The organism is Streptomyces sp. SudanB52_2052 (assembly GCF_964272415.1).
GTDB classification, from domain to species: Bacteria; Actinomycetota; Actinomycetes; order Streptomycetales; family Streptomycetaceae; genus Streptomyces; species Streptomyces olindensis.
Map to the genome: position 1 here is coordinate 8,804,904 of NZ_OZ186796.1, position 19,694 is coordinate 8,824,597.

The 19,694-nt window shown below is 73.2% G+C and carries 19 protein-coding genes; 7 read left to right on the forward strand and 12 right to left on the reverse strand.

Annotated elements, in window-relative coordinates; translation table 11 throughout:
- Window positions 1-4: 4 nt before the first annotated feature.
- From ACSUPV_RS39655 to ACSUPV_RS39670, 4 genes are all read right to left on the reverse strand, one after another.
- The gene (locus ACSUPV_RS39655; RefSeq protein ID WP_436949703.1) at window positions 5-2,938 is read right to left on the reverse strand and encodes a helix-turn-helix transcriptional regulator; all 2,934 of its coding nucleotides are present in this window, start codon (window positions 2,936-2,938) and stop codon (window positions 5-7) included.
- 115 nt (window positions 2,939-3,053) lie between these two features.
- Window positions 3,054-3,407, reverse strand: a complete 354-nt coding sequence (locus tag ACSUPV_RS39660) for a UBP-type zinc finger domain-containing protein (protein ID WP_031118710.1) — start codon at window positions 3,405-3,407, stop codon at window positions 3,054-3,056.
- The gene (locus ACSUPV_RS39665) at window positions 3,404-4,849 is read right to left on the reverse strand and encodes an ATP-binding protein (protein WP_382617603.1); all 1,446 of its coding nucleotides are present in this window, start codon (window positions 4,847-4,849) and stop codon (window positions 3,404-3,406) included. Before ACSUPV_RS39665 ends, ACSUPV_RS39660 begins: the two co-directional genes overlap by 4 nt.
- Window positions 4,846-6,522, reverse strand: coding sequence for an FAD-dependent oxidoreductase (locus ACSUPV_RS39670; RefSeq protein WP_037758298.1), 1,677 nt, complete (start codon window positions 6,520-6,522; stop codon window positions 4,846-4,848). The genes ACSUPV_RS39665 and ACSUPV_RS39670 overlap by 4 nt, the downstream gene beginning before the upstream one ends.
- Before the next feature lie 192 nt (window positions 6,523-6,714).
- Here ACSUPV_RS39670 and ACSUPV_RS39675 point away from each other — a divergent pair, with 192 nt between their 5' ends.
- Window positions 6,715-7,608 carry a universal stress protein gene (locus ACSUPV_RS39675; protein ID WP_359788587.1) on the forward strand — a complete coding sequence of 298 codons (894 nt, stop codon included), beginning with the start codon at window positions 6,715-6,717 and terminating at the stop codon, window positions 7,606-7,608.
- Between the two features lies 1 nt (window position 7,609).
- Here the strand turns inward: ACSUPV_RS39675 and ACSUPV_RS39680 are convergent, their stop codons facing one another.
- The 3 genes from ACSUPV_RS39680 to ACSUPV_RS39690 form a co-directional block, all read right to left on the reverse strand.
- Entirely contained in the window at window positions 7,610-8,842 is a 1,233-nt protein-coding gene (locus ACSUPV_RS39680) for a DUF4032 domain-containing protein (protein WP_031118716.1), read from the reverse strand.
- Between the two features lie 41 nt (window positions 8,843-8,883).
- On the reverse strand, window positions 8,884-9,630 hold the full coding sequence (locus ACSUPV_RS39685) for an MBL fold metallo-hydrolase (RefSeq protein ID WP_037758303.1): 747 nt from the start codon (window positions 9,628-9,630) through the stop codon (window positions 8,884-8,886).
- A gap of 139 nt (window positions 9,631-9,769) precedes the next feature.
- Complete coding sequence (locus ACSUPV_RS39690) at window positions 9,770-10,402, reverse strand: alpha-ketoglutarate-dependent dioxygenase AlkB family protein (protein WP_436949704.1); 633 nt, start codon at window positions 10,400-10,402, stop codon at window positions 9,770-9,772.
- Between the two features lie 90 nt (window positions 10,403-10,492).
- Between ACSUPV_RS39690 and ACSUPV_RS39695 the strand changes: the two genes are divergently transcribed.
- Complete coding sequence (locus ACSUPV_RS39695; protein ID WP_031118719.1) at window positions 10,493-11,140, forward strand: TetR/AcrR family transcriptional regulator; 648 nt, start codon at window positions 10,493-10,495, stop codon at window positions 11,138-11,140.
- 17 nt (window positions 11,141-11,157) lie between these two features.
- Window positions 11,158-12,831, forward strand: a complete 1,674-nt coding sequence (locus ACSUPV_RS39700) for an FAD-binding dehydrogenase (protein WP_436949705.1) — start codon at window positions 11,158-11,160, stop codon at window positions 12,829-12,831.
- 22 nt (window positions 12,832-12,853) lie between these two features.
- On the opposite strand, the gene ACSUPV_RS39705 is transcribed toward ACSUPV_RS39700, so the two are convergent.
- Window positions 12,854-13,204: a DUF488 domain-containing protein gene (locus tag ACSUPV_RS39705; protein ID WP_382617613.1), complete on the reverse strand. Its 351-nt coding sequence runs from the start codon at window positions 13,202-13,204 to the stop codon at window positions 12,854-12,856.
- 143 nt (window positions 13,205-13,347) lie between these two features.
- Here ACSUPV_RS39705 and ACSUPV_RS39710 point away from each other — a divergent pair, with 143 nt between their 5' ends.
- Entirely contained in the window at window positions 13,348-13,791 is a 444-nt protein-coding gene (locus ACSUPV_RS39710; protein ID WP_031118722.1) for a DUF6098 family protein, read from the forward strand.
- Between the two features lie 44 nt (window positions 13,792-13,835).
- Here ACSUPV_RS39710 and ACSUPV_RS39715 read toward each other — a convergent pair whose 3' ends face one another.
- Both ACSUPV_RS39715 and ACSUPV_RS39720 read right to left on the reverse strand, forming a co-directional pair.
- A complete protein-coding gene (locus tag ACSUPV_RS39715; protein WP_037758482.1) occupies window positions 13,836-14,087 on the reverse strand; it encodes a WhiB family transcriptional regulator in 252 nt (83 codons plus the stop codon).
- Between the two features lie 103 nt (window positions 14,088-14,190).
- Entirely contained in the window at window positions 14,191-15,408 is a 1,218-nt protein-coding gene (locus ACSUPV_RS39720) for a saccharopine dehydrogenase family protein (protein ID WP_436949706.1), read from the reverse strand.
- A gap of 104 nt (window positions 15,409-15,512) precedes the next feature.
- Here ACSUPV_RS39720 and ACSUPV_RS39725 point away from each other — a divergent pair, with 104 nt between their 5' ends.
- Window positions 15,513-16,232: a TetR/AcrR family transcriptional regulator gene (locus ACSUPV_RS39725; protein WP_031118725.1), complete on the forward strand. Its 720-nt coding sequence runs from the start codon at window positions 15,513-15,515 to the stop codon at window positions 16,230-16,232.
- Here ACSUPV_RS39725 and ACSUPV_RS39730 read toward each other — a convergent pair.
- A complete protein-coding gene (locus ACSUPV_RS39730; protein WP_031118726.1) occupies window positions 16,221-17,120 on the reverse strand; it encodes a LysR family transcriptional regulator ArgP in 900 nt (299 codons plus the stop codon). The two genes, ACSUPV_RS39725 and ACSUPV_RS39730, sit on opposite strands and share 12 nt — an antisense overlap.
- A 69-nt stretch (window positions 17,121-17,189) precedes the next feature.
- Here ACSUPV_RS39730 and ACSUPV_RS39735 point away from each other — a divergent pair, with 69 nt between their 5' ends.
- Complete coding sequence (locus tag ACSUPV_RS39735; protein WP_031118727.1) at window positions 17,190-17,807, forward strand: LysE/ArgO family amino acid transporter; 618 nt, start codon at window positions 17,190-17,192, stop codon at window positions 17,805-17,807.
- A gap of 81 nt (window positions 17,808-17,888) precedes the next feature.
- The gene (locus tag ACSUPV_RS39740; protein ID WP_436949707.1) at window positions 17,889-19,181 is read left to right on the forward strand and encodes an MFS transporter; all 1,293 of its coding nucleotides are present in this window, start codon (window positions 17,889-17,891) and stop codon (window positions 19,179-19,181) included.
- 4 nt (window positions 19,182-19,185) lie between these two features.
- Here ACSUPV_RS39740 and ACSUPV_RS39745 read toward each other — a convergent pair whose 3' ends face one another.
- The gene (locus ACSUPV_RS39745) at window positions 19,186-19,641 is read right to left on the reverse strand and encodes a cyclic nucleotide-binding domain-containing protein (RefSeq protein WP_031118729.1); all 456 of its coding nucleotides are present in this window, start codon (window positions 19,639-19,641) and stop codon (window positions 19,186-19,188) included.
- Between the last annotated feature and the right edge of the window lie 53 nt (window positions 19,642-19,694).

Below are 19,694 nucleotides of genomic sequence, written 5' to 3' on the forward strand. Positions count from 1 at the left end.
GTCCTCAGGACGCCGACGGCTCCGGGGCGATCAGACCCTCCCGGTAGGCGATCGCCACCGCCTCACCCCGGCTCGACGCGCCCAGCTTGGCGAGGATGTTGGAGACGTGGACGCTCGCCGTCTTGCCGCTGATGAACAGTTCCTCGCCGATCTGCCGGTTGCTGCGGCCGAGCGCGAGCAGCCGCAGCACGTCCTGCTCGCGCGCGGTGAGCACACCGGCCCGGTCTCCGGTGGCCGGTGCGTCCGACAGCCGGCCGCGCCGGACCAGAGCCTCCACCTGCTCCCGCAGCGGCACGGCACCCAGCCGGTCGGCGGTCTCCCGGACCGCCCGGGCCTGAGCCGCCGCCTCCTCGCGGCGCCCGGCCGCCACCAGGGCCTCGGCGTACCGCAGCCGGCACCGCGCCCGCTCGTGGACGTCGCCGTAGCCGAACGCCGCCACCGCCTCCGACCAGGCCGCCGCGTCCGGCCCCGACACGGCCCGCAGCCACTCCGCCTCGGCCCGGGCCAGCCACGCCTGTCCCTCGGGGCCCTGCGGAGTGTCGTCCTCACCGCGGCGGGCGACGGCCCGCGCCACGTCCACGAGCTCCGTCGCCGTGTCCGTCCAGTGGCGCGCCCCGTCCTCGTCGCCGGTCAGCCGCAGTTCGACGGCCGCGTCGGCCACGGCCGACAGCGCCAGGGCGGCGAGCCGGACCGTCACGTCCGGGCGGGTGCCCGCCTCGTCGGTGAGGGCCGCGACCGTGGAGCGCATCCGGCGCACCGCCTCCGCCGGGTCCCGGCGCAGCGCCGCGGCGTCGGTGAGCACGATGCCCGCCACCAGGGTGGCCATCCAGTCGAAGGGCCCGTCCAGCAGGGCACGGGCCCGGTCCGCCGCCGCGAGATCGCCGCGGGCCAGCGCCACGTACAGCGCAGGACCGACCGTGTACCCGCCTGCGGCCGGCAGCACGTCGGCGTCGGCCTCCGCCGCGCGCACGCACTCGTCCCAGCGGCCCAGCGCGTGCAGCACCAGCAGCCGCAGGTACCGCATCTCCAGCGGGTACGGGGAGGACAGCAGCCCGGCACGCCGGGCCCGGTCCAGGCCCTCCGTCAGCCAGGGCAGGCACTCGGCAGGCTTCCCGTTCTCGTGGCAGCCCATGGCCAGGTTGAACAGGGCCCGCAGCTCCACGGCCGCGTTGCCGGAACTCCGGGCCAGCTCCCGGGCCCGCAGCAGCCGCTCCCGGCCCTCGGGGCCGCGCCGCCCGCCCGCGCCGAAGACCGCCAGGGAGATCAACAGGTCCGCCTGGGCGTCGGTCACCCTCAGTTCCTCGGCCACGCTCAGGGCCCGCCGGGCGACGCGCAGCGCGGTCTCGTTCTCCCCGATGTGACGCGCGGCCATGGCATGCGTGGCCGCCGCCCACACCCACGTGACCGACGCGGGCTCCTCGGGGATCATCGCCAGCGCCTCGCTGCTGTAGGCGAACGCCGCCGTCAGACTGTCCACGCTCAGCAGGTTCCCGGCGAGCGTGTAGCGGACCCGGGCGGCGAGCTCGGAGTCGGCGTCCTGCCCGAGCTCCGCCAGCGCGGACCGGGTGAGGGACACGGCCCGGTGCAACTCGCCGGCGTGCGCGGCGGCCGCCGAGGCGCGCAGCGTCAGCGTCACACGGTCGACGCCCCCTCCGGAGGGCCGGGCCTCCGCGCCGACGGCCGGCCACAGGTCCAGGGCAGCCTCCAGATGGCGCTGCTCCTCGGCCGGCGCGCCGACCCGCTGGGCGTGGTCGGCCGCCTCCAGCGAAGCGGCCAGCGCCTCGGCGAGGTCATGGCTCTCCCGGTAGTGATGGGCGCGCTCGGCGGCACTCTCGGCACGGCCCCCGCGCCCGGCGAGCAGCCGCGCGAACGCGCCGTGCAGCCTCGCACGCTCCCCGGGCAGCAGATCGGCGTAGACGGCCTCCCGGGCGAGGGCGTGCCGGAAGGAGTACGTGCCGTCGTCCCCGGTGACGAGGAGCTGCCGCCCCACCGCCTCGCGCAGCGCCGACTCCAGCTCCTCCTCGGGCAGACCCACCGCCTCCCGCAGCAGGTCGTGCTCCACCCGGCGTCCGGCGACGGCGGCGGTCCGCAGCACCTGCTGGGCGGTGCCGGAGAGCTGCTCGAAACGGATCAGCAGCACATCGGCGAGTCCGCTGGGCACCCCGCCGGCCTCGGAGTCGGTGGCCGCGAGGAGTTCCTCCGCGTAGAAGGCGTTGCCCTCGGCCCGCTCCACGATCCGCCGTACGGTGGCGTCCGGCAGCGGACGGTGTTCGAGGGACCGCACCAGCCGGTCCACATCGGAATCGGCCAGCGGCCGCAGCTCCAGCCGCTCCACGGCGGGCAGCCGCACGAGTTCCGCCAGCAGCGGCCGCAGGGGATGCCGGCGGTGCAGATCGTCCGCCCGGTACGAGGCGAACACCGCCAGCCGGTGCCGCAGGACGCCCCGGCCGAGCAGGAACCGCAGCAGGTCCCGCGACGACTGGTCGGCCCAGTGCAGGTCCTCCAGCAGGAGCAGCAGCGGGGCGGCCTCGGCCACGTCGGCCAGCAGCCCGGCGATTCCTTCGAAGAGCCGCAGCCGCCCGTCCACGTCCCGCACGGCGTCGGTCCCGGCACCCAGCAGCCGCTCGACCACAGGATGAGCGGCCAGGGCGGCGGAGAACCGCTCGTCGGCGGCGAGCACCCCCAGGATCTCGGTGAACGGCAGATAGGGCAGCCCGACGTCCCCGAGATCCACGCAGTGCCCGGCGACCACCGTCATTCCGGCGTCAGCGGCCACCCCACCGGCCTCGTCCAGCAGCCGGGTCTTGCCCACCCCGGCGTCCCCGGCGACCAGCACGGCCCGGGCCTCGCCGCCGCGGGCACGCTCCAGCACACCGAAGAGCCGGGCGAGTTCGGCGTCCCGCCCGACAACCGGCGTGACAAATGAAGCGTGCTGCACAGGACCAACCTTCTTCTTCAGGGGCGCGGGGCTGTGACATGGTGCGGCTCCGCCGCGCGGGCGCGATCAACCACACACGACTCGCAGCCGCCACGAGACCATGAGACCCGAGCTCTCAGGTCCGCAGAACCCTGGCCCAGTCATCGGGCACCCGCCCCGCAGGCCCCGGCGCCGGCTGATCCGCGGGATGACTCACCGGCGGAGCCAGCTCCGGCCCCGACTCGTACAACTCGTTCGTCGAGTAGTCCCAGTACCAGCCCTCACCCGGCTCGAAGCTCTGCACCAGGGGATGCCCCGACTCCCTGAAATGAGCCGTCGCGTGCTTCGCGGGCGAACTGTCACAACACCCCACGTGCCCGCACTGCGCACACCGCCGCAGATGGAACCACCACCCCCCGGCCGCGTCGCACTCCACGCACCCGCTGCCGCTCGGCGGCACACTCGGATCGATCCCGTTCCCACCACTCATGCCGACTCCTCCTCGGCCGCCGTCAGCGGCAGCAGCACCTGGAACCGCGTGTCTCCCGGTTCCGACTCCACCTGGATGCTCCCGTGGTGCTTGTTGACCACGATCCGCCAGGAGATGTCGAGCCCGAGCCCGGTCCCCTCACCCACCGGCTTCGTCGTGAAGAACGGGTCGAAGATCCGCCCCCGGTCCTCCGCCGGGATACCGACGCCGGTGTCCCGGAACTCCACCAGCAGCCGGTCGTGGTCCCGCGCCGTGCGCACGGTCAACGTCCCCTCGCCGCCCGCGCTGTTCATCGCCGAGACCGCGTTGTCGATCAGGTTCGTCCACACCTGGTTGAGCTCCGCCGGGTACGCCGGGATGTTCGGCAGCGTCCGGTCGTACTCCTTGACGACCTTGATCCGCGGTCCGATCTTGCCCGACAGCATCAGCAGGGTGGAGTCGAGGAGTTCGTGCACGTCGGCGTTCTGGAACGGCGCCCGGTCGAGCTGCGAGTACTGCTTCGCCGCGTCGACGAGGTGCGAGATGCGGGTGGTCGAGTCGTTGATCTCGTCCATCAGCAGCTCGGTCTCGACCGTGTAGTTCAGCCAGCCGATCGCGCTCGGCAGCATCTCCTCGTCCACGGCGGCCGCGACCTGGTCCAGCCAGTCCACGTCGAGACCCGCCTGCACGAACGTGGGCGCGATCCGCCAGCCGTCCGGGATGCCCTGGTCGTCGAGCCAGTCGGTGAGCACGTCCTCCCGGTCGGAGGCCTCCAGCGGGCTCAACACGGGGGCCTTGGCGACCCGTTCGGCGGTGCGTTCCTGGATGTCGATGAGCCTCGCCATCACCTCGGGGGAGTACGAACCCTGTGCGATGACCGCCAGCTTGTGCCGCATCTTGCCGACCCGCTCCCGCAGCGTCGCGGTCGCCCGCACGGCCGCCGCGGCCGGGTTGTTGAGTTCGTGCGTGAGACCGGCGGACAAGGACCCCAGCGCCAGCAGCCGTTCGCGCTGCCCGATGGCCCGCTGGGTGTTCTTCGAGCCGAAGAAGAGCCCCTCCAGCAGATGCACCGCCATCGGGAACCACTCCTGCATGATCTCCGCGAACGTGTCGGCGGGCAGCACGAAGAAGCGCGTCGGCTCGGTGACGCGCATGGAGTTGTTGTAGACCTGCCGCACCCGGTCACCGAGGTACGCCTGCATGGATCCCGCGTACACCCCGCGCTGCGAGGTCCGGGTCACCTCCACGTCGTCCCCGCCGACCCGGCGGTACAGCACGACCGTGCCGTCCAGCATCACGTAGAAGCAGGTGGCGGGGTCGCCCTCGGTGTACACCGGCCCGGGCTCGTACCGCTCCACCCGCCCCTCGGCGCAGAGCCGCCCGAGCTGTTCGGGCGTCAGTTTCTCGAACAGGAACAGGGAGCCGATCTCCTGCGGGCTGCAGGGCACGGCCCGCCCGCTCACGACTGCTCCAGATACCGGTGGACGAGCATCACGGCCATGGCTCCCTCTCCGACGGCGGACGCGACCCGCTTGGCGGACTCGGAGCGGGCGTCACCCGCCACGAACACGCCGGGCACGCTGGTCTCCAGGTGGTACGGCGGCCGGTCCAGCTCCCAGCCCTCGGGCGGACGGCCGTCCGCGGTCAGGTCGGGCCCGGCGAGGATGAACCCGCGCTCGTCGCGCAGCACGGTGCCGTCCAGCCAGTCGGTGAGCGGGGCCGCGCCGATGAACACGAACATCCACTGCGCGTCGACCTGTTCGGTCTCCCCGCTGTCCACGTCCCGCAGGGTCAGCCGCTCCAGCCGGCCGTCGCCGTGCGCCTCCTCGACGACCGTGCGGGCGCGCACCCGGATGTTGGGGGACTCCTCGATCTGCTGGATCAGGTAGTGCGACATCGACGCCGTCAGCGACTCGCCGCGCACCAGCAGCGTCACCGACTTGGCGCCCCGGGACAGGTACATCGCCGCCTGCCCCGCGGAGTTGGCGCCGCCGACGATGTACACGTCCTGCCCCTGGCAGGAGGGGGCCTCCGTCAGGGCCGAGCCGTAGAAGACCCCGCAGCCGGTCAGGTCGTCGCAGCCGGGCGCCGACAGCTGCCGGTAGCTCACGCCGGTCGCCAGGATCACGCTGTGCGCGGCGACCGCCGAGCCGTCCGAGAACCGCACCACCCGCGCGGCGCCGTTGACCTCCAGGGCCGTCACCTCGCGCGCGGTGAGGATCTCGGCGCCGAACTTGGCGGCCTGCCGCCGGGCGCGGTCGGTGAGCTGCGCCCCGGACACGCCGTCGGGGAAGCCCAGGTAGTTCTCGATGCGGGAGCTCTGCCCGGCCTGCCCGCCGGTCGCCGACCGCTCCACCAGCACGGTCCGCAGCCCCTCGGAGGCGCCGTAGACGGCCGCGCCGAGCCCGGCCGGGCCACCGCCGATGACGACCAGGTCGTAGAAGTCGGCCGTCGGGGTCGTGGCCAGCCCGACCCGGGCGGCGAGATCGACGGCCTCCGGCTCGACCAGTGGTGTCCCGTCCGGCGTGATGACCACCGGCAGCCGCATCCCGTCCTCGCCGGCCGCGGCCAGCAGCCGGCGTCCCTCCGGCTCGTCGGAGGAGTACCAGCGGTAGGGCACCTGGTTGCGGGCCAGGAACTCCCGCACGTCGGAGGAGCGGGACGACCAGCGGTGCCCGACCACCTTCGTGGCGGGCACGGGCCGGAAGTCGCTGGACCGCCAGGCCTGGAGCAGGTCGTCCAGGACCGGGTACAGCTTCTCCTCCGGCGGGTCCCACGGCTTGAGGAGGTAGTGGTCGAGGTCGACGACGTTGATCGCGTCGATCGCCGCGTTCGTGTCCGCGTACGCCGTCAGCAGCACGCGCCGCGCGCCCGGGTAGACGTCAAGGGCCTGTTCCAGGAACTCGATGCCGTTCATCTGCGGCATCCGGTAGTCGGCCAGGATCACCGCCACGAGGTCGCCGCGCAGCTTCAGTTCCCGCAGCGCGTCCAGCGCCGACGCGCCGGACTCCGCGCGCACGATCCGGTACGACGCGCCGTACCGCCGCCTCAGGTCCCGGGCCACGGCCCGGGAGACCCCCGGATCGTCGTCCACGGTCATGATGACGGTCCGCGCCGTATCGGCGGCCTGTGCCATACGTCCCCCACACCGGGCGGTCGACTCACGGCGCGGCGTCCCGGGGGCGCCGCGCCGACCTCCGCCCATCGTATGTTCGATCGCCGGGGAAACGCCCGGATACGGAGATCATCGCCAAGTGTCGCCCGGCAGACGCTGAGGTTGGGGAAGACTGATCACCATCGCCAGTGACCCACACAAGGAGGCAACCGGATGACACGCCCGATCACCGCAGGGGTCGACGGATCGCAGGAGAGCCTCGCGGCCCTCGGCTGGGCGGCCCGCGAGGCGGTGCGCCGCGCACGGCCGCTGCGCGTGGTGCACGCCTGGCGGTTCCAGCCGCAGGAGGCGCTCGAAGCGGGGATCGAGGGCGACGCGGACAGCCAGGCCGAGTGGGTGCACAGCGCGGTGACCGAGGCCGTCACGACCGTCACCGAACGGCACCCGGACCTCGACGTGACCACCGACGTCGTGGAGGGCCCGGTCGTCGACACCCTGGTCGCCGCCGCTGCCGACGCCGAGCTGCTGGTGCTCGGCTCGCGCGGGCACGGGCCGATCGTCGGCTTCCTGCTCGGCTCGGTCGGCCAGCAGGTCATCGCCGGGACCACCCGGCCCGTGGTGCTCGTCCGGGCCGGCGACCAGCCCTCGGGCGAAGCCGCCGGGCGCGAGGTCGTCGTGGGCCAGCAGGGCGACCCGGAGGACAGCGCCGACACGCTCCGCTTCGCGTTCGAGACGGCCGCCGCGCGCGGGGCGACGGTGCGGGTCGTGCGGGCCTGGACGCTGCCGCCCGTGTTCGCCTACAGCCCGGGCTCGCTGAAGCTCCTCGACGAGGCCGGGGGACTGGAGCCCTACGAGAAGAAGGCCCTGGCCGCCGCGGTCCGGCCGTGGCGGGAGCGGTTCCCCGACGTGCCGGTGGAGGAGCACGTGGAGATGGGCAGCGCCGGCCAGGTCCTGCTGTCGGTGGCCGGCACGGCCCAGCTGATGGTCGTCGGCCGCCGCGCCCACCGCACGGCCGTCGGCGCCCGCATCGGCTCGGTGGCCCACGGCGTGCTGCACCACGCGGACTGCCCGGTGGCGGTCGTGCCGCACGCCGCGCGGGAGCGGTAGCTCAGTCCGTGGTCGGCAGCAGCGTCTCACCGGCTTTGGGCAGGATGTTCTTGATGTAGTCCTCGACCGCCGTGTCGAGGCCTATGTCGTGCTGGGCGCGCTCGGACAGGTACCAGCGGTGTTCGAGGAGCTGGTGGTAGATCTCCGCCGGGTCCATGGCGCCGCGCAGTTCGGGCGGGACGGCCCGCACGGTCGGGCGGAACACCTCGCGCACCCAGCGGTGGGCGAGGACCTCCGGGCGGGCCCCCAGGGGGTCGCCCGGGGCGTAGTCCTCCTGGGTCGCCATCCAGCTCTCCAGGTCGTTCAGCAGCCGCCGGGCCTGGTTCTCCTCCGTGTCCAGCCCGGTCAGGCGCAGCAACTGCCGCTGGTGGTGGCCCGCGTCGACGACCTTCGGCACGAAACTGACCGTGTCACCGTTCGACGCGTGCTCGATCTGCATCTCCGCCACGTCGAAACCGAGGTCGTTCAGGCGCCGGATCCGGCGTTCGATGTAGTGGTACTTGCCCGCCGGGTAGACGGACGTCCGCGTCAGCTCGTCCCACAGGCCGCGGTACCGCGCGCAGATCTCCATGCCGAACTCGATCGGGTCGACGGACGGGTGCAGCGCCCCGGACGCCTCCAGGTCCAGCAGCTCCCCGCTGATGTTCACCCGGGCGAGATCGAGGTCGTACTCGCGCTGCCCCTGGCTGAGCTGCGGGTGCAGGTCACCGGTCTCCGCGTCCACCAGGTAGGCCGCGTACGCGCCCGCGTCCCGCCGGAACAGGGTGTTGGACAGGGAGCAGTCGCCCCACGCGAACCCGGCCAGGTGCAGCCGCACCAGGAGCACGGCGAGCGCGTCCATCAGGCGGTGCATGGTGGCCGGGCGCATGGTCGTCTCGAACATCGAGCGGTACGGCATCGATCCGCCCAGGTGCCGGGTGACCAGCACGCTCTCCAGCGGGGCACCGTCCGCGTCGGTGCGGCCGGTGACCACGGCCAGCGGGTCCACCGCCGGGATGCCGATCCGGTCCAGGTCGCGCAGCAGTTCGTACTCGCGCAGCGCGGGCCGCTCGGCCAGCTCCTTGACGGCGATCACCTCGTCGCCGGCGCGGGAGTAGCGCACCACGTGCCGGGAGATGCCGCGCGGCAGCGGCACCAGGTACTCCTCCGGCCACTCCTCCAGGGGCACGTCCCACGGCAGTTCCAGCAGGAGCGCGGGATGCTCCGGGTTCGTCGCGCTGATCTGCAGTGCCATGCGCCGGGTGTCCTTGTCTCGCCGCCGATCGTCGCCTCACTTTAGAGGGCGCGTTCCCGGGCCCGGTGCGCGGCGTCCCCGACCGGGCCGCGGTGGACCGGTCCGTGGCCGGGCAGCAGCAGCTCGCCCTCCAGTCGGGCGAGCACGTCCAGGGAGGCCACGGCCCGGGACCGCTCGCGGTGGAACATGTCCGGCAGCAGCTGCGGCCCCACGACGCGGGAGGTGGGGTGGCCGCTGACCAGGGCGTCGCCGGATATCAGCACGCCGGTGCCCGGCAGGTGGTAGGCGCAGTGCCCGTCGGTGTGGCCCGGGGTGTGCACCGGCACCGGCCGCCCGGGCAGGTCCAGGGCGCCCTCGGCGGGGAACGCCTGCGGGGCGGTGACGGGGATGTGGGCCGTGCCGCCCGAGCGGAGCGCGTGCACCGCCCACGGCAGCACTCCCGGCCGCCAGCCGTTCCCCAGCACCGTGCCCACGGACACCTGATGCAGGAACTCCCGGCGCGCGTGGGGCACTTCGGCCTCGTGCAGGTACACGGGCGTGCCGTACGTGGCACGCAGGTACTCGGCGGAACCCAGGTGGTCGTTGTGCGCGTGCGTGATCAGCACCGCGGCGACGGCCTCCGGAGCGCTCCCCACCTCCGCGAGCGAGGCGAGGAGCTGCTCCCGGTCGCCGGGATACCCGGTGTCGACCAGCGTGACGGCGTCCCCCTCCGTGAGGATCACCCAGTTGGTGTTGGATCCGTGCACCAGGTAGGTGCCGTCCACGACGTGGTGTACGTCTGCCCGCATGATCGCCCCGCGTGATGTGGTCCCGGTCCCGGTTCGACGGGACAAGAAAACTCGACGGCACAAGAAAAGCAGACCCCGCGCGCGGCGGAATCGCCGGGCCCGGGCCAACGGCCCCGTGCGGCCCGGCCGTTGGACGGGCTCAGTGCACGCCGTGCGGACGGAACTGGATGCTGATGCGGGGCTCCGTCGCGCGGGTGCTCTTCGGGATCGAGTGCTCCCAGGTGCGCTGGCAGGAACCGCCCATCACGATCAGGTCGCCGTGGCCCAGGGGCCTGCGCACGGTGGCGCGGCCGCCCCGCATCGGGCGCAGCAGCAGGTCCCGGGGCGCTCCCACGGACAGGATGGCGACCATGGTGTCCTCGCGCGCGCCCCGCCCGATCCGGTCGCCGTGCCAGGCCACGCTGTCCCGGCCGTCGCGGTAGTAGCACAGCCCGGCCGTGGTGAACGGCTCGCCCAGCTCCTCGGCGTAGTGGGAGCTCAGCGCGTCCCGAGCCTCGGCGAGGACCGGGTGCGGCAGCGGGTCGTCGGCGCCGTAGAAGGCGAGCAGGCGCGGCACGTCGACGACGTGGTCGTACATCTGGCGGCGCTCCGCCCGCCACGGCACCTCGGCGGCCAGCCGTTCGAACAGCTCGTCGGAGCCGCTGAGCCACCCGGGCAGCACGTCGAGCCAGGCGCCGAAGCCGAGGTCGGTGCGGCGGATCCCGTCGAGCGTGCCGAGGCGCAGCTCGTCGGCCTGGTCGAAGAGTGAGCCCTGGAGGTGATGCCTGACCATGCGCCCAGCGTACCTCTTAATCGAAACTGTGTTCTATCTGGGTCCGGACGCTGTCGATACATCGGTGTATCGAATACGGTGATGCATCGAATGGGAGGGACCGCCGTGCAGGGAACCACCGGGCGCGTGACCAGGCGCCGTGTCCGCACCCGCGCCAACCTGCTGCGGGCGGCGTTCGACGTGTTCGCGGCGAAGGGCTTCGGGCACGTCTCGATCGAGGAGGTGTGCGAGGCCGCCGGCTACAGCCGGGGCGCCTTCTACTCCAACTTCTCCAGCCTCGACGAGCTGTTCTTCGCCCTCTACCAGGAGCGGGCCGAGCTGATCGCGGAGCAGGTGTCCGGGGCGCTCGCCGTAGACGGGCCCGACCTCGACGTGCCGGCCGCCGTGGACCGGGTCACCGAGGTGCTGCTCCTCGACCGGGACTGGCTGCTGGTGAAGACGGACTTCCTGGTGCACGCCGCCCGCGACCCCGAGGTGGCGCGGAGCCTGCTGGAACACCGCGCCCGGCTGCGGCAGGCCATCGCCGACCGGCTCGCCCGCGCCCGCGGGCACACCGCACTTCCCCCCGTGCTCGGCGACACCGACGGCGCCGCCCACGCGGTGGTCGCGGCGTACGACGGCGTCACCACGCAACTGCTGCTGGACCGCGACGTGGCGCACGCCCGCGCCTGGCTGAAGCAACTGCTCACGGCCCTGCTGACCGACGGCAGCGGCACCCCCGATCACGCGAAGAACTGAAGAAGGGAACGGTCGCCATGGATGCCGATGCCATCGTCGTCGGAGCGGGCCTCGCCGGCCTCGTCGCCGCGCACGAACTGACCAGCAGGGGCAGGAGGGTCGCCCTCGTCGACCAGGAGAACGCCGCCAACCTCGGCGGACAGGCCTTCTGGTCCTTCGGCGGACTGTTCCTCGTCGGCTCGCCGGAGCAGCGGCGCCTCGGCATCAAGGACTCCTTCGACCTCGCCTGGAGCGACTGGCGGGGCAGCGCCGGCTTCGACCGGCTCGACGACGAGGACTCCTGGGCCGTGCGCTGGGCGCGCGCCTACGTCGAGTTCGCGGCGGGGGAGAAGCGGTCCTGGCTCGACGGGCACGGCATCACCTTCCTGCCCACCGTCGGCTGGGCCGAGCGCGGCGACCTCACCGCGCACGGGCACGGCAACACCGTGCCCCGCTTCCACATCGCCTGGGGCACCGGCACCGGCGTCGTCGAACCGTTCGTCCGGTACGCCCGGCAGGCCGCCCGCGACGGCCTGCTCACCTTCCACCACCGCCACCGCGTCGACCACCTGGTCATCGAGGACGGCGCCGCCCGCGGCGTGCGCGGCACGGTCCTGGCCGAGGACACCTCGCCCCGCGGCGTCGCCTCCAACCGCGACGCCGTCGGCGAGTTCGAGCTCACCGCCCAGGCCGTCATCGTCACCAGCGGCGGCATCGGCGCGAACCACGACATCGTCCGCCGCCACTGGCCCGAGCGCCTCGGCACGCCGCCGAACGAGATGGTGACCGGCGTACCGGCCTACGTCGACGGCCGGATGCTCGACATCAGCGCCGAGGCCGGCGTCCGGCTGGTCAACCGGGACCGCATGTGGCACTACACCGAGGGCCTGCGGAACTGGGACCCGATCTGGCCCGGCCACGGCATCCGCATCCTGCCCGGACCGTCCTCGATGTGGTTCGACGCCCTCGGCCGCCGTCTGCCCGGGCCGTACCTCCCCGGCTACGACACCCTCGGCACCCTGAAGCACCTGCGCACCACCGAGGACATCGCCGGGTACGACCACTCCTGGTTCATCCTCACCCAGAAGATCATCGAGAAGGAGTTCGCGCTGTCGGGCTCCGAGCAGAACCCCGACATCACCGCCAAGGACCGCGCCGGGTTCCTCAAGGAACGCATCCTCGGCAAGGGCGCGCCCGGACCGGTCGACGCGTTCCTGCGCAAGGGCGCCGACTTCGTGACGGCGCCCAGTGTCGAACAGCTCATCGAGAAGATGAACGCGCTGACCGACAAGCCGCTCCTCGACGCGGCCCGGATCAGGCGCCAGATCGAGGCCCGCGACCTGCAGATCGCCAACCCCTACGCCAAGGACGCCCAGGTGCAGGGCATCCGCAACGCCCGCCGCTACATCGGCGACCGCCTGGGCCGGGTCGCCACCCCGCACCGCATCCTCGACCCGGCGGCCGGCCCCCTCATCGGCGTCAAGCTGCACATCCTCACCCGCAAGACGCTCGGCGGCATCCAGACCGACCTCGACTCGCGGGCCCTCGGCACCGACGGCACCCCGATCGACGGCCTCTACGCGGCCGGCGAGGTCGCCGGATTCGGCGGCGGCGGTGTCCACGGCTACAACGCCCTGGAGGGCACCTTCCTCGGCGGCTGCCTCTTCTCCGGGCGGGCGGCCGGCCGGGCGGCGGCCCGGCAGACCGCCTGACGGGACGGAGCGGCCCGTCCCCTCACGCTTCGAGGAGGCGGGCCAGCACCGCGGCGTGACTCCGCTCCGGCGTCTTCGACGCGGTCAGCAGGGTCACGTCGCCCGCGCGGGCCAGCTCCCGCAGCCGGTCGAGGGCCTCGGCCGCCTCACCGTCGGCGAGCTCCGCCTCGTACCGCCCGGCGAACTCCTCGTACGAGCCCTCGCCGGCGTGGTACCAGCGGCGCAGCTCCGTCGACGGGGTGAGGACCTTCGGCCACTCGTCCACCCGCGCCGCGGCCTTCGCCAGCCCCCGCGGCCACAGCCGGTCGACCAGGACCCGCGTCCCGTCCCGCCGCTCGGGCGGATCGTAGACACGGCGGACGCGGACGCTCATGGTCGGTCCCTTCGGCGGCGGACGGGTGTGCCGCGAGCCTAACCCCGGCCGGTGCGGGCTGCGCGGCGTGCCGAACGACCGATTCCGCTCGCGCCGGGCGGGTACTCCGTCCGCCTGACGGCGTCGAGGGAGGAGGTCACGACATGAGTGGATCGGACGACCTGCCGGTCGTGCGCACACTCGCCGAACTCACCGAGATGGTCGAGCGGCACCAGGGCCTGTACGTCCGCTGGTCGCGCGGCCCGGGGACCGATCTCCGCGACGTGTCCAGCACCGACGACCTGACGGGCGTGTCCATGCCGGGCCTGTCCGCCAACCCGCTCGATGTCGAGGAGTGGTGGGAGGACCGGCCCGTCCGCGTGTGGGTGGCACGGCGCCTGCACGACTACGCCCACCTGCCGCACGAGAAGGGGCCCGGTGTCCACCCCTGGGTGCTGTCGGGCAAGGAGACCGCACGCGGCCCCGACAACGAACCGCTGGTCGCCGACGTCCGGCCGATGTGCCGGCTCGACCAGCAGGTGATCGACGAGGCGAAGGCGGAGGTGGGCCGACAGGAGAACCCCTGGGGGACGCTGCGCCGCAGCTGACCCCCAGGGGTTCGGCAGGCGGAGCGCCGCCCACGGGGCGGGCGTCAGCCGGAGCGGCGGCGGGCGGCCGCGCGGCGCTTCAGCGCACGCCGTTCCATCTCGCTGGTGCCGCCCCACACGCCGATGGACTGCCCCGTGTCCAGCGCCCACTGCAGGCACTCCTCCTGGACGGGGCAGCGCCGGCACACGGCCTTGGCCTGTTCCGTCTGCAGCAGGGCCGGGCCGGAGGTGCCGATCGGAAAGAAGAGTTCGGGGTCCTCGTGCCGGCAGGCAGCGTGGTCTCGCCAGTTGTCCATCGAAGTCACCTGCATCGCAGTAGAAACGTGCTCTTTCGGATGCTTACTCCTTTTCGGGTCACCTGTCGATGCACGGTGAAACAGCGCCTTCCCGGACAACCGCTCACTGCTCGCGCAGGCCCCAGGGCGAGCCGTACGCCGTCAGCAGGTTCAGGAACGGGCGGGCCGGGAACGCCTCCGGGCCGAGCACGCCCGCTCCCGACCAGGCGCCCGAAGCCAGGAGTTCGAGCGCGACCACGGGGTTGACGGCGGTCTGCCAGACGACGGCCTGGGAGCCGTACTCGGCCATGGACCACTGGTTGTCGACCACGTGGTACAGGTACACCTCGCGCGGCCGCCCGTCCTTCACCCCCCGCACCCGCGTGCCGGCGCAGGTCTTGCCGTGCATCCGTGCGCCGAGGGTCGCCGGGTCGGGCAGGCACGCGGCGACCACGTCCCGGGGGGAGACGGGCACCGGCCCGTCCGGCCCCGGCACGGTGACCGGGTCGGTGCGGTCCAGGCCCAGCACGTGCAGCGTCCTCAGCGTCTCGACGAACTCCCGGCCCAGGCCGTACTTGAAGGTGACGCGGCGGGCGTCGACCCAGCGCGGCACGAGCAGCACCTCCTCGTGCTCCACGTTCACGCACTCGACGGGGCCGATGCCCTCCGGGAAGTCGAACACCTCGGGTTCGCTGAACGGCTCGGTGGTGAACCAGCCCCGGCCGGCCTCGTAGACGACCGGTGGGTTGAGGCACTCCTCGATGGTGGTCCAGATGCTGAAGGAGGGGGCGAAGGCGTGGCCGTCGACGGTCAGGTTCGCGCCGTCGCGGACGCCGATCTCCTCGATCTCGTCGAAGAGTTCGTCGGCGGCGTACCGCGCGAACACGTCCGCCAGGCCCGGTTCCACACCCATGCCGACGAGGGCCAGGAGGCCCTCCCGCTCCCACCGCGCCGCCTGCGCGAACTGCTCGTCGCCGAGCTTGACCCCGCACTGCGCGTACGGCCGCTCGGCATGCGGTCGGGACAGCGACATCGCCATGTCCAGGTAGGTGACTCCCGCGGCGCGGGCCGCGCGGAACAGCGGCATCACGAAGCGGGGGTCGGTGGCGTTGAGGAGGACGTCGCAGCGGTGCCGCGCGAGCAGCCGGGCCACGGCCGCCTCGTCGCCCGCGTCGACCTCCTCCGCCGTGAAACGGGCGTCGCCGCCCAGCGCCGCGACCGCCGCCCCGGCCCGCGCCGGGTCGTGGTCGGCCACCACCATCACCTCGACGAACGGCCGCCGCGCCGCGATCCGGGTGATCGCGCCCCCCACGCCCCCGGCGCCCACGAGCAGTACACGCATGACTGGAAACTCCCTCTTTGTGAAGAACGTGGCGCGCCCTTGGGGAAATACAACGCCGCCGCCCGTCGTAAGGTCAATGGCGTTGGCATAAGGAGGGAGACGTCGTGCCCAAGCCCGTCGTGCCCGAGGAGAAACGCCGCCGGCGCAGGCCCACCCGGAGCGGCACCGTGCTGTCCGAGCGGCTGATCGTCGAGACCGCGCTGCGCATGCTGCGCGAGCACGGCAGCGCCGGACTGACCGCCCGCCGGCTCGGCCTGGCCCTGGACGCCGACCCGAGCACGCTGTACCGGTACTTCCGGGGCATGGACGACCTGACGCTCGCCATCGGCGACGCCCTCATCGGCCAGGCCCTCGACGGCTGGCGGCGCACGGGGGAGTGGCGGACGGACCTGCGGGCCCTCGGGCTGCGGATCCACGCCGCGTACGTGGAACATCCGCAGGCCGCGGTGCTCACCGCGAGCCGGGTCTCGGGCCGCGCCAACGAACTCGCCGCCGACGAGGCGGTCCTGGACGTCCTGCGCACCGCGGGGTTCCCGCTGCCGGAGGCGGTGCGGGTGTATCACGTCTTCATCGACACCACCCTGGCCTTCGCCGCGCTCGACGCCGCCTCGCTGGCCCTGCCGAGCGCCTCGCTCCGGGCCGACGAGGAGATGTGGCGCTCGACCTACGCCCGCCTGCCCGCCGCCACCCACCCCCGCATCGCCGAGGCGGCGCCGCTGCTCGCCACCCGCATGCTCACCAGCGCCTATCCGACGGCCCTGGAGATGCTGCTGGACAGCGCGGCGGCCCGGCTGGACGACAGTCCCGGGGAGTCAGGGCCGTAGCGCCTCCGCGGCGGTCGCCGTCACCGCCCGGGCCACCTGCTGGAGGGCGGGCGAGTCGAGCTTCCACTGCTGCCAGTACAGCGGGACGTCGGTCGCCCGGCCCCCGGCGAACGGCACGAGCCGGCCGCCGCGCAGCAGGGGTTCCGCCTGCGCCTCGGGCACCAGGCCCCAGCCCAGCCCGGCGGCGACGGCCTCGGCGAAGCCCTCGGAGGTCGGCACGTAGTGCCGCAGCGCGCTCGCGTTGCTCCGTCCCCGGGTGAGCCGGCGCACGAAGTCGTCCTGGAAGTCGTCCCGCCGGTCGAAGGCCACCACGGGCGCGCCGGGCAGCACCTCCTCCAGGGGGCCGCCGAGCCGGCGCGCGGCGAAGTCCGGCGCGGCAACCGGGAGATAGCGCATCCGTCCGAGAGCCCGCACCGAACAGCCCGGCACCGGATCCGGTGACGAGGTCACCGCCGCCATCACCACCCCCTCCCGCAGCAGCGCGGCCGTGTGGTCCTCGTCCTCCCGGCGCAGCTCGAAGCAGAGCCGTGATTCCGCCGGCACGCGGCTGAGCACGGGGAGGAACCAGGTGGCCAGCGAGTCCGCGTTCACCGCAACCGACACCCGCGTCGGCTCCCCGGTGCCGCTCAGCCCGAGCTCCGCGTACGCGTCGTGCTCCAGCCGCGCCACCTGGCGGGCGAGCCGCACCAGCACCTCGCCCGACTCCGTCGGCCGCACCGGCTTGGTCCGCAGCAGCAGGACCCGTCCGGTGCGCTGCTCCAGGGCCTTCACGCGCTGGCTGACCGCCGACGGCGTCACGTGCAGCGCGGCCGCCGCCGCGTCGAACGTCCCCTCGTCGACGACCGCGAGCAGGGTCCGCACCTGGTCCAGCGGCAGATCAGTCATCATCACGTGCGCTAATGATATGTAAGAATCTTTAGCTGTACGCGAGAGATCTCCGTCCGTAGCGTCGACGCCATGACCAGCACCCTCACCGCCGGCGCCGCGGGTTTCGGCACCGGCCTGTCCCTCATCGTCGCCATCGGCGCCCAGAACGCGTTCGTCCTGCGCCAGGGGGTCCGCCGCCAGGCCGTCCTCGCCGTCGTCGGCATCTGCGCCCTGTCCGACGCCCTGCTCATCGCGCTCGGGGTCGGCGGGGTCGGAGCGGTGGTGGTCACCTGGCCGGGCGCCCTGACGGCGGTCGGGTGGATCGGCGGCGCGTTCCTGCTCGGCTACGGCGCGCTGGCCGCCCGCCGGGTGTTCCGGCCGGACGGCGGCGCGCTGCGCACGGAGGGGGAGGCGGCCGGATCGGCGCGCCGGGCCGTGCTGACCTGCCTGGCGATGACCTGGCTCAACCCGCACGTCTACCTCGACACCGTGTTCCTGCTCGGGTCCGTCGCCGCCGACCACGGCCCGCTGCGCTGGACGTTCGGTCTCGGCGCCGTTCTGGCGAGCCTGTGCTGGTTCACCGCCCTCGGCTTCGGCGCGCGGATGCTCGGCCGCTTCCTCGCCAAGCCCGCCGCCTGGCGCGTCCTGGACGGTCTGGTCGCCGCCACCATGATCGTGCTCGGTGCGCTGCTGATCGCCGGAACCTGAAAACGGTCGCCCGGCGCGGGGCGGTTGGTGCGATAGTGATTCCCGCCTGAAAGGTGTAGCGGGCATCGAGAATGGCGGCGCGTGGACATGAGTGAGAGCACGACCGGAGAGCGGGATCCCGAGGCGGGGACGTCCCGGCGGCGCGGCTGGCGCCGCTGGGCCATGGACACCCGGCCGTTGCGCCGCCCCGCCTACCGCAGGCTCTGGGTCTCCACCATCGTCACGGCCGTCGGCAGCCAGCTCACCGCCGTCGCCGTGCCCAAGCAGATCTACGACATCACCGGCTCCTCGGCGTGGGTGGGCGCGGCGAGCATGGCGGGCCTCGTACCCCTGATCGTGTTCGCGCTGTGGGGCGGTGCCATCGCCGACACCATGGACCGGCGCAAGCTGCTGCTGATCACCAACAGCGGCATCGCCGTCACCTCGCTGCTGTTCTGGCTCCAGGCCTTCGCCGGCCTGGAGTCGGTGGCCGCGCTCATGGTGCTGCTCGCGCTGCAGCAGGCCTTCTGGGGCCTGAACGCACCGGCCCGCAACGCCTCCATCGCCCGGCTGGTCCCCGAGGACGAACTCCCCGCGGCCAGCGCCCTCGGCTCGACCGTCATGCAGACCGGCCAGGTGGCCGGCCCCCTGCTCGCCGGCGCCCTCATCCCCGTCGTCGGCCTGCCCGAGCTGTACCTCATCGACGCCCTGGCGCTGTGCGTCACAGTGTGGGCGGTGTACCGGCTGCCCTCGCTGCCGCCCCTGGCCGGCACGGCGATCCGCCGCGCGGGCCTGAAGGAGATCGCGGCCGGTTTCCGCTACATCTCCGGGCACACCGTGCTGCTGCTGTCGTTCCTCGCCGACATCGTCGCCATGGTCCTCGGGATGCCCCGCGCCCTGTTCCCGCAGCTCGCCGCCCAGACCTACGCCCCGTACGGCGAGGGGCTCGCGCTGGGCCTGCTGTTCGCGGCGATCCCCATCGGCGCGGTGCTCGGCGGACTGTTCTCCGGCACCTTCTCCCGGGCCCGGCGGCACGGCTGGATGGTCATCGGGGCGGTCGCCGTCTGGGGCGTGGCCATCACCGGCTTCGGACTGAGCGGCAGCCTGTGGGTCGCGGTGGCGTTCCTCGTCGTCGCCGGCGTGGCCGACATGGTCTCGATGGTCTTCCGCGGGGCGATCCTCCTGTCCGCCGCCACCGACGAGATGCGCGGGCGCATGCAGGGCGTGTTCACCGTCGTCGTGGCGGGCGGCCCGCGCCTCGCCGACGTGCTGCACGGCACCGCGGGCTCCGCCTTCGGCCCCCGCACCGCCGTCGCGGGCGGCGGACTCCTCGTCGTCCTCGTGATGCTGGCCCTGGCCGCCGCCGTACCGGCGCTGCGCCGCTACCGCGTCTGAGACCTCACAGCGCCCCGCGCCGGTGCAGCGTGTACTGCTCCATCAGCTTGCCCCGGGTCATCTCCAGCCGGTGCGCGAGCACCTCGGCGACGTTGCGCACCAGCATCAGCCCCAGCCGCGGATCCTCCTCGCACAGCCCCAGCACGGCCCCCGCGTCGAACTCGTAGGCCCGCACCGGGCTGAACGCCACCGCGCCGAAGTCCCAGGTGTGGGGCGGGAACAGCCAGGACCAGCCCAGCAGGTCGCCGGCGCCCAGGTTGGCCACGGTCACCCGTTGCAGCGAGTTGACCTGCTGGTCCAGGGAGACGGCGCCGGAGCGGATGACCCAGAAGCGGTCGGCCGTGCCGCCCGCCTCGAAGATCCGGGCGTCCTCGGCGAAGGACACCTCCCGGCTGAGCGCCATCAGGCGCTGACGCTGGGGCGGAGGCAGGGCGGTCAGGAGTTTGATCGCTTTGGTCATGACGCGGAGCCTTTCGCCGGGCGGTCGACTACCGGTGCTTTCCCTACGCCCAT

Excerpts from the sequence above, each read along its gene's own strand:
- ACSUPV_RS39660 (WP_031118710.1), bottom strand. The coding sequence starts at position 3,407 with ATGAGTGGTGGGAACGGGATCGATCCGAGTGTGCCGCCGAGCGGCAGC.
- ACSUPV_RS39670 (WP_037758298.1), bottom strand. The coding sequence starts at position 6,522 with ATGGCACAGGCCGCCGATACGGCGCGGACCGTCATCATGACCGTGGAC.
- ACSUPV_RS39675 (WP_359788587.1), top strand. The coding sequence starts at position 6,715 with ATGACACGCCCGATCACCGCAGGGGTCGACGGATCGCAGGAGAGCCTC.
- ACSUPV_RS39680 (WP_031118716.1), bottom strand. The coding sequence starts at position 8,842 with ATGGCACTGCAGATCAGCGCGACGAACCCGGAGCATCCCGCGCTCCTG.
- ACSUPV_RS39685 (WP_037758303.1), bottom strand. The coding sequence starts at position 9,630 with ATGCGGGCAGACGTACACCACGTCGTGGACGGCACCTACCTGGTGCAC.
- ACSUPV_RS39690 (WP_436949704.1), bottom strand. The coding sequence starts at position 10,402 with ATGGTCAGGCATCACCTCCAGGGCTCACTCTTCGACCAGGCCGACGAG.
- ACSUPV_RS39695 (WP_031118719.1), top strand. The coding sequence starts at position 10,493 with ATGGGAGGGACCGCCGTGCAGGGAACCACCGGGCGCGTGACCAGGCGC.
- ACSUPV_RS39700 (WP_436949705.1), top strand. The coding sequence starts at position 11,158 with ATGGATGCCGATGCCATCGTCGTCGGAGCGGGCCTCGCCGGCCTCGTC.
- ACSUPV_RS39705 (WP_382617613.1), bottom strand. The coding sequence starts at position 13,204 with ATGAGCGTCCGCGTCCGCCGTGTCTACGATCCGCCCGAGCGGCGGGAC.
- ACSUPV_RS39710 (WP_031118722.1), top strand. The coding sequence starts at position 13,348 with ATGAGTGGATCGGACGACCTGCCGGTCGTGCGCACACTCGCCGAACTC.
- ACSUPV_RS39715 (WP_037758482.1), bottom strand. The coding sequence starts at position 14,087 with ATGGACAACTGGCGAGACCACGCTGCCTGCCGGCACGAGGACCCCGAA.
- ACSUPV_RS39720 (WP_436949706.1), bottom strand. The coding sequence starts at position 15,408 with ATGCGTGTACTGCTCGTGGGCGCCGGGGGCGTGGGGGGCGCGATCACC.
- ACSUPV_RS39730 (WP_031118726.1), bottom strand. The coding sequence starts at position 17,120 with ATGATGACTGATCTGCCGCTGGACCAGGTGCGGACCCTGCTCGCGGTC.
- ACSUPV_RS39735 (WP_031118727.1), top strand. The coding sequence starts at position 17,190 with ATGACCAGCACCCTCACCGCCGGCGCCGCGGGTTTCGGCACCGGCCTG.
- ACSUPV_RS39745 (WP_031118729.1), bottom strand. The coding sequence starts at position 19,641 with ATGACCAAAGCGATCAAACTCCTGACCGCCCTGCCTCCGCCCCAGCGT.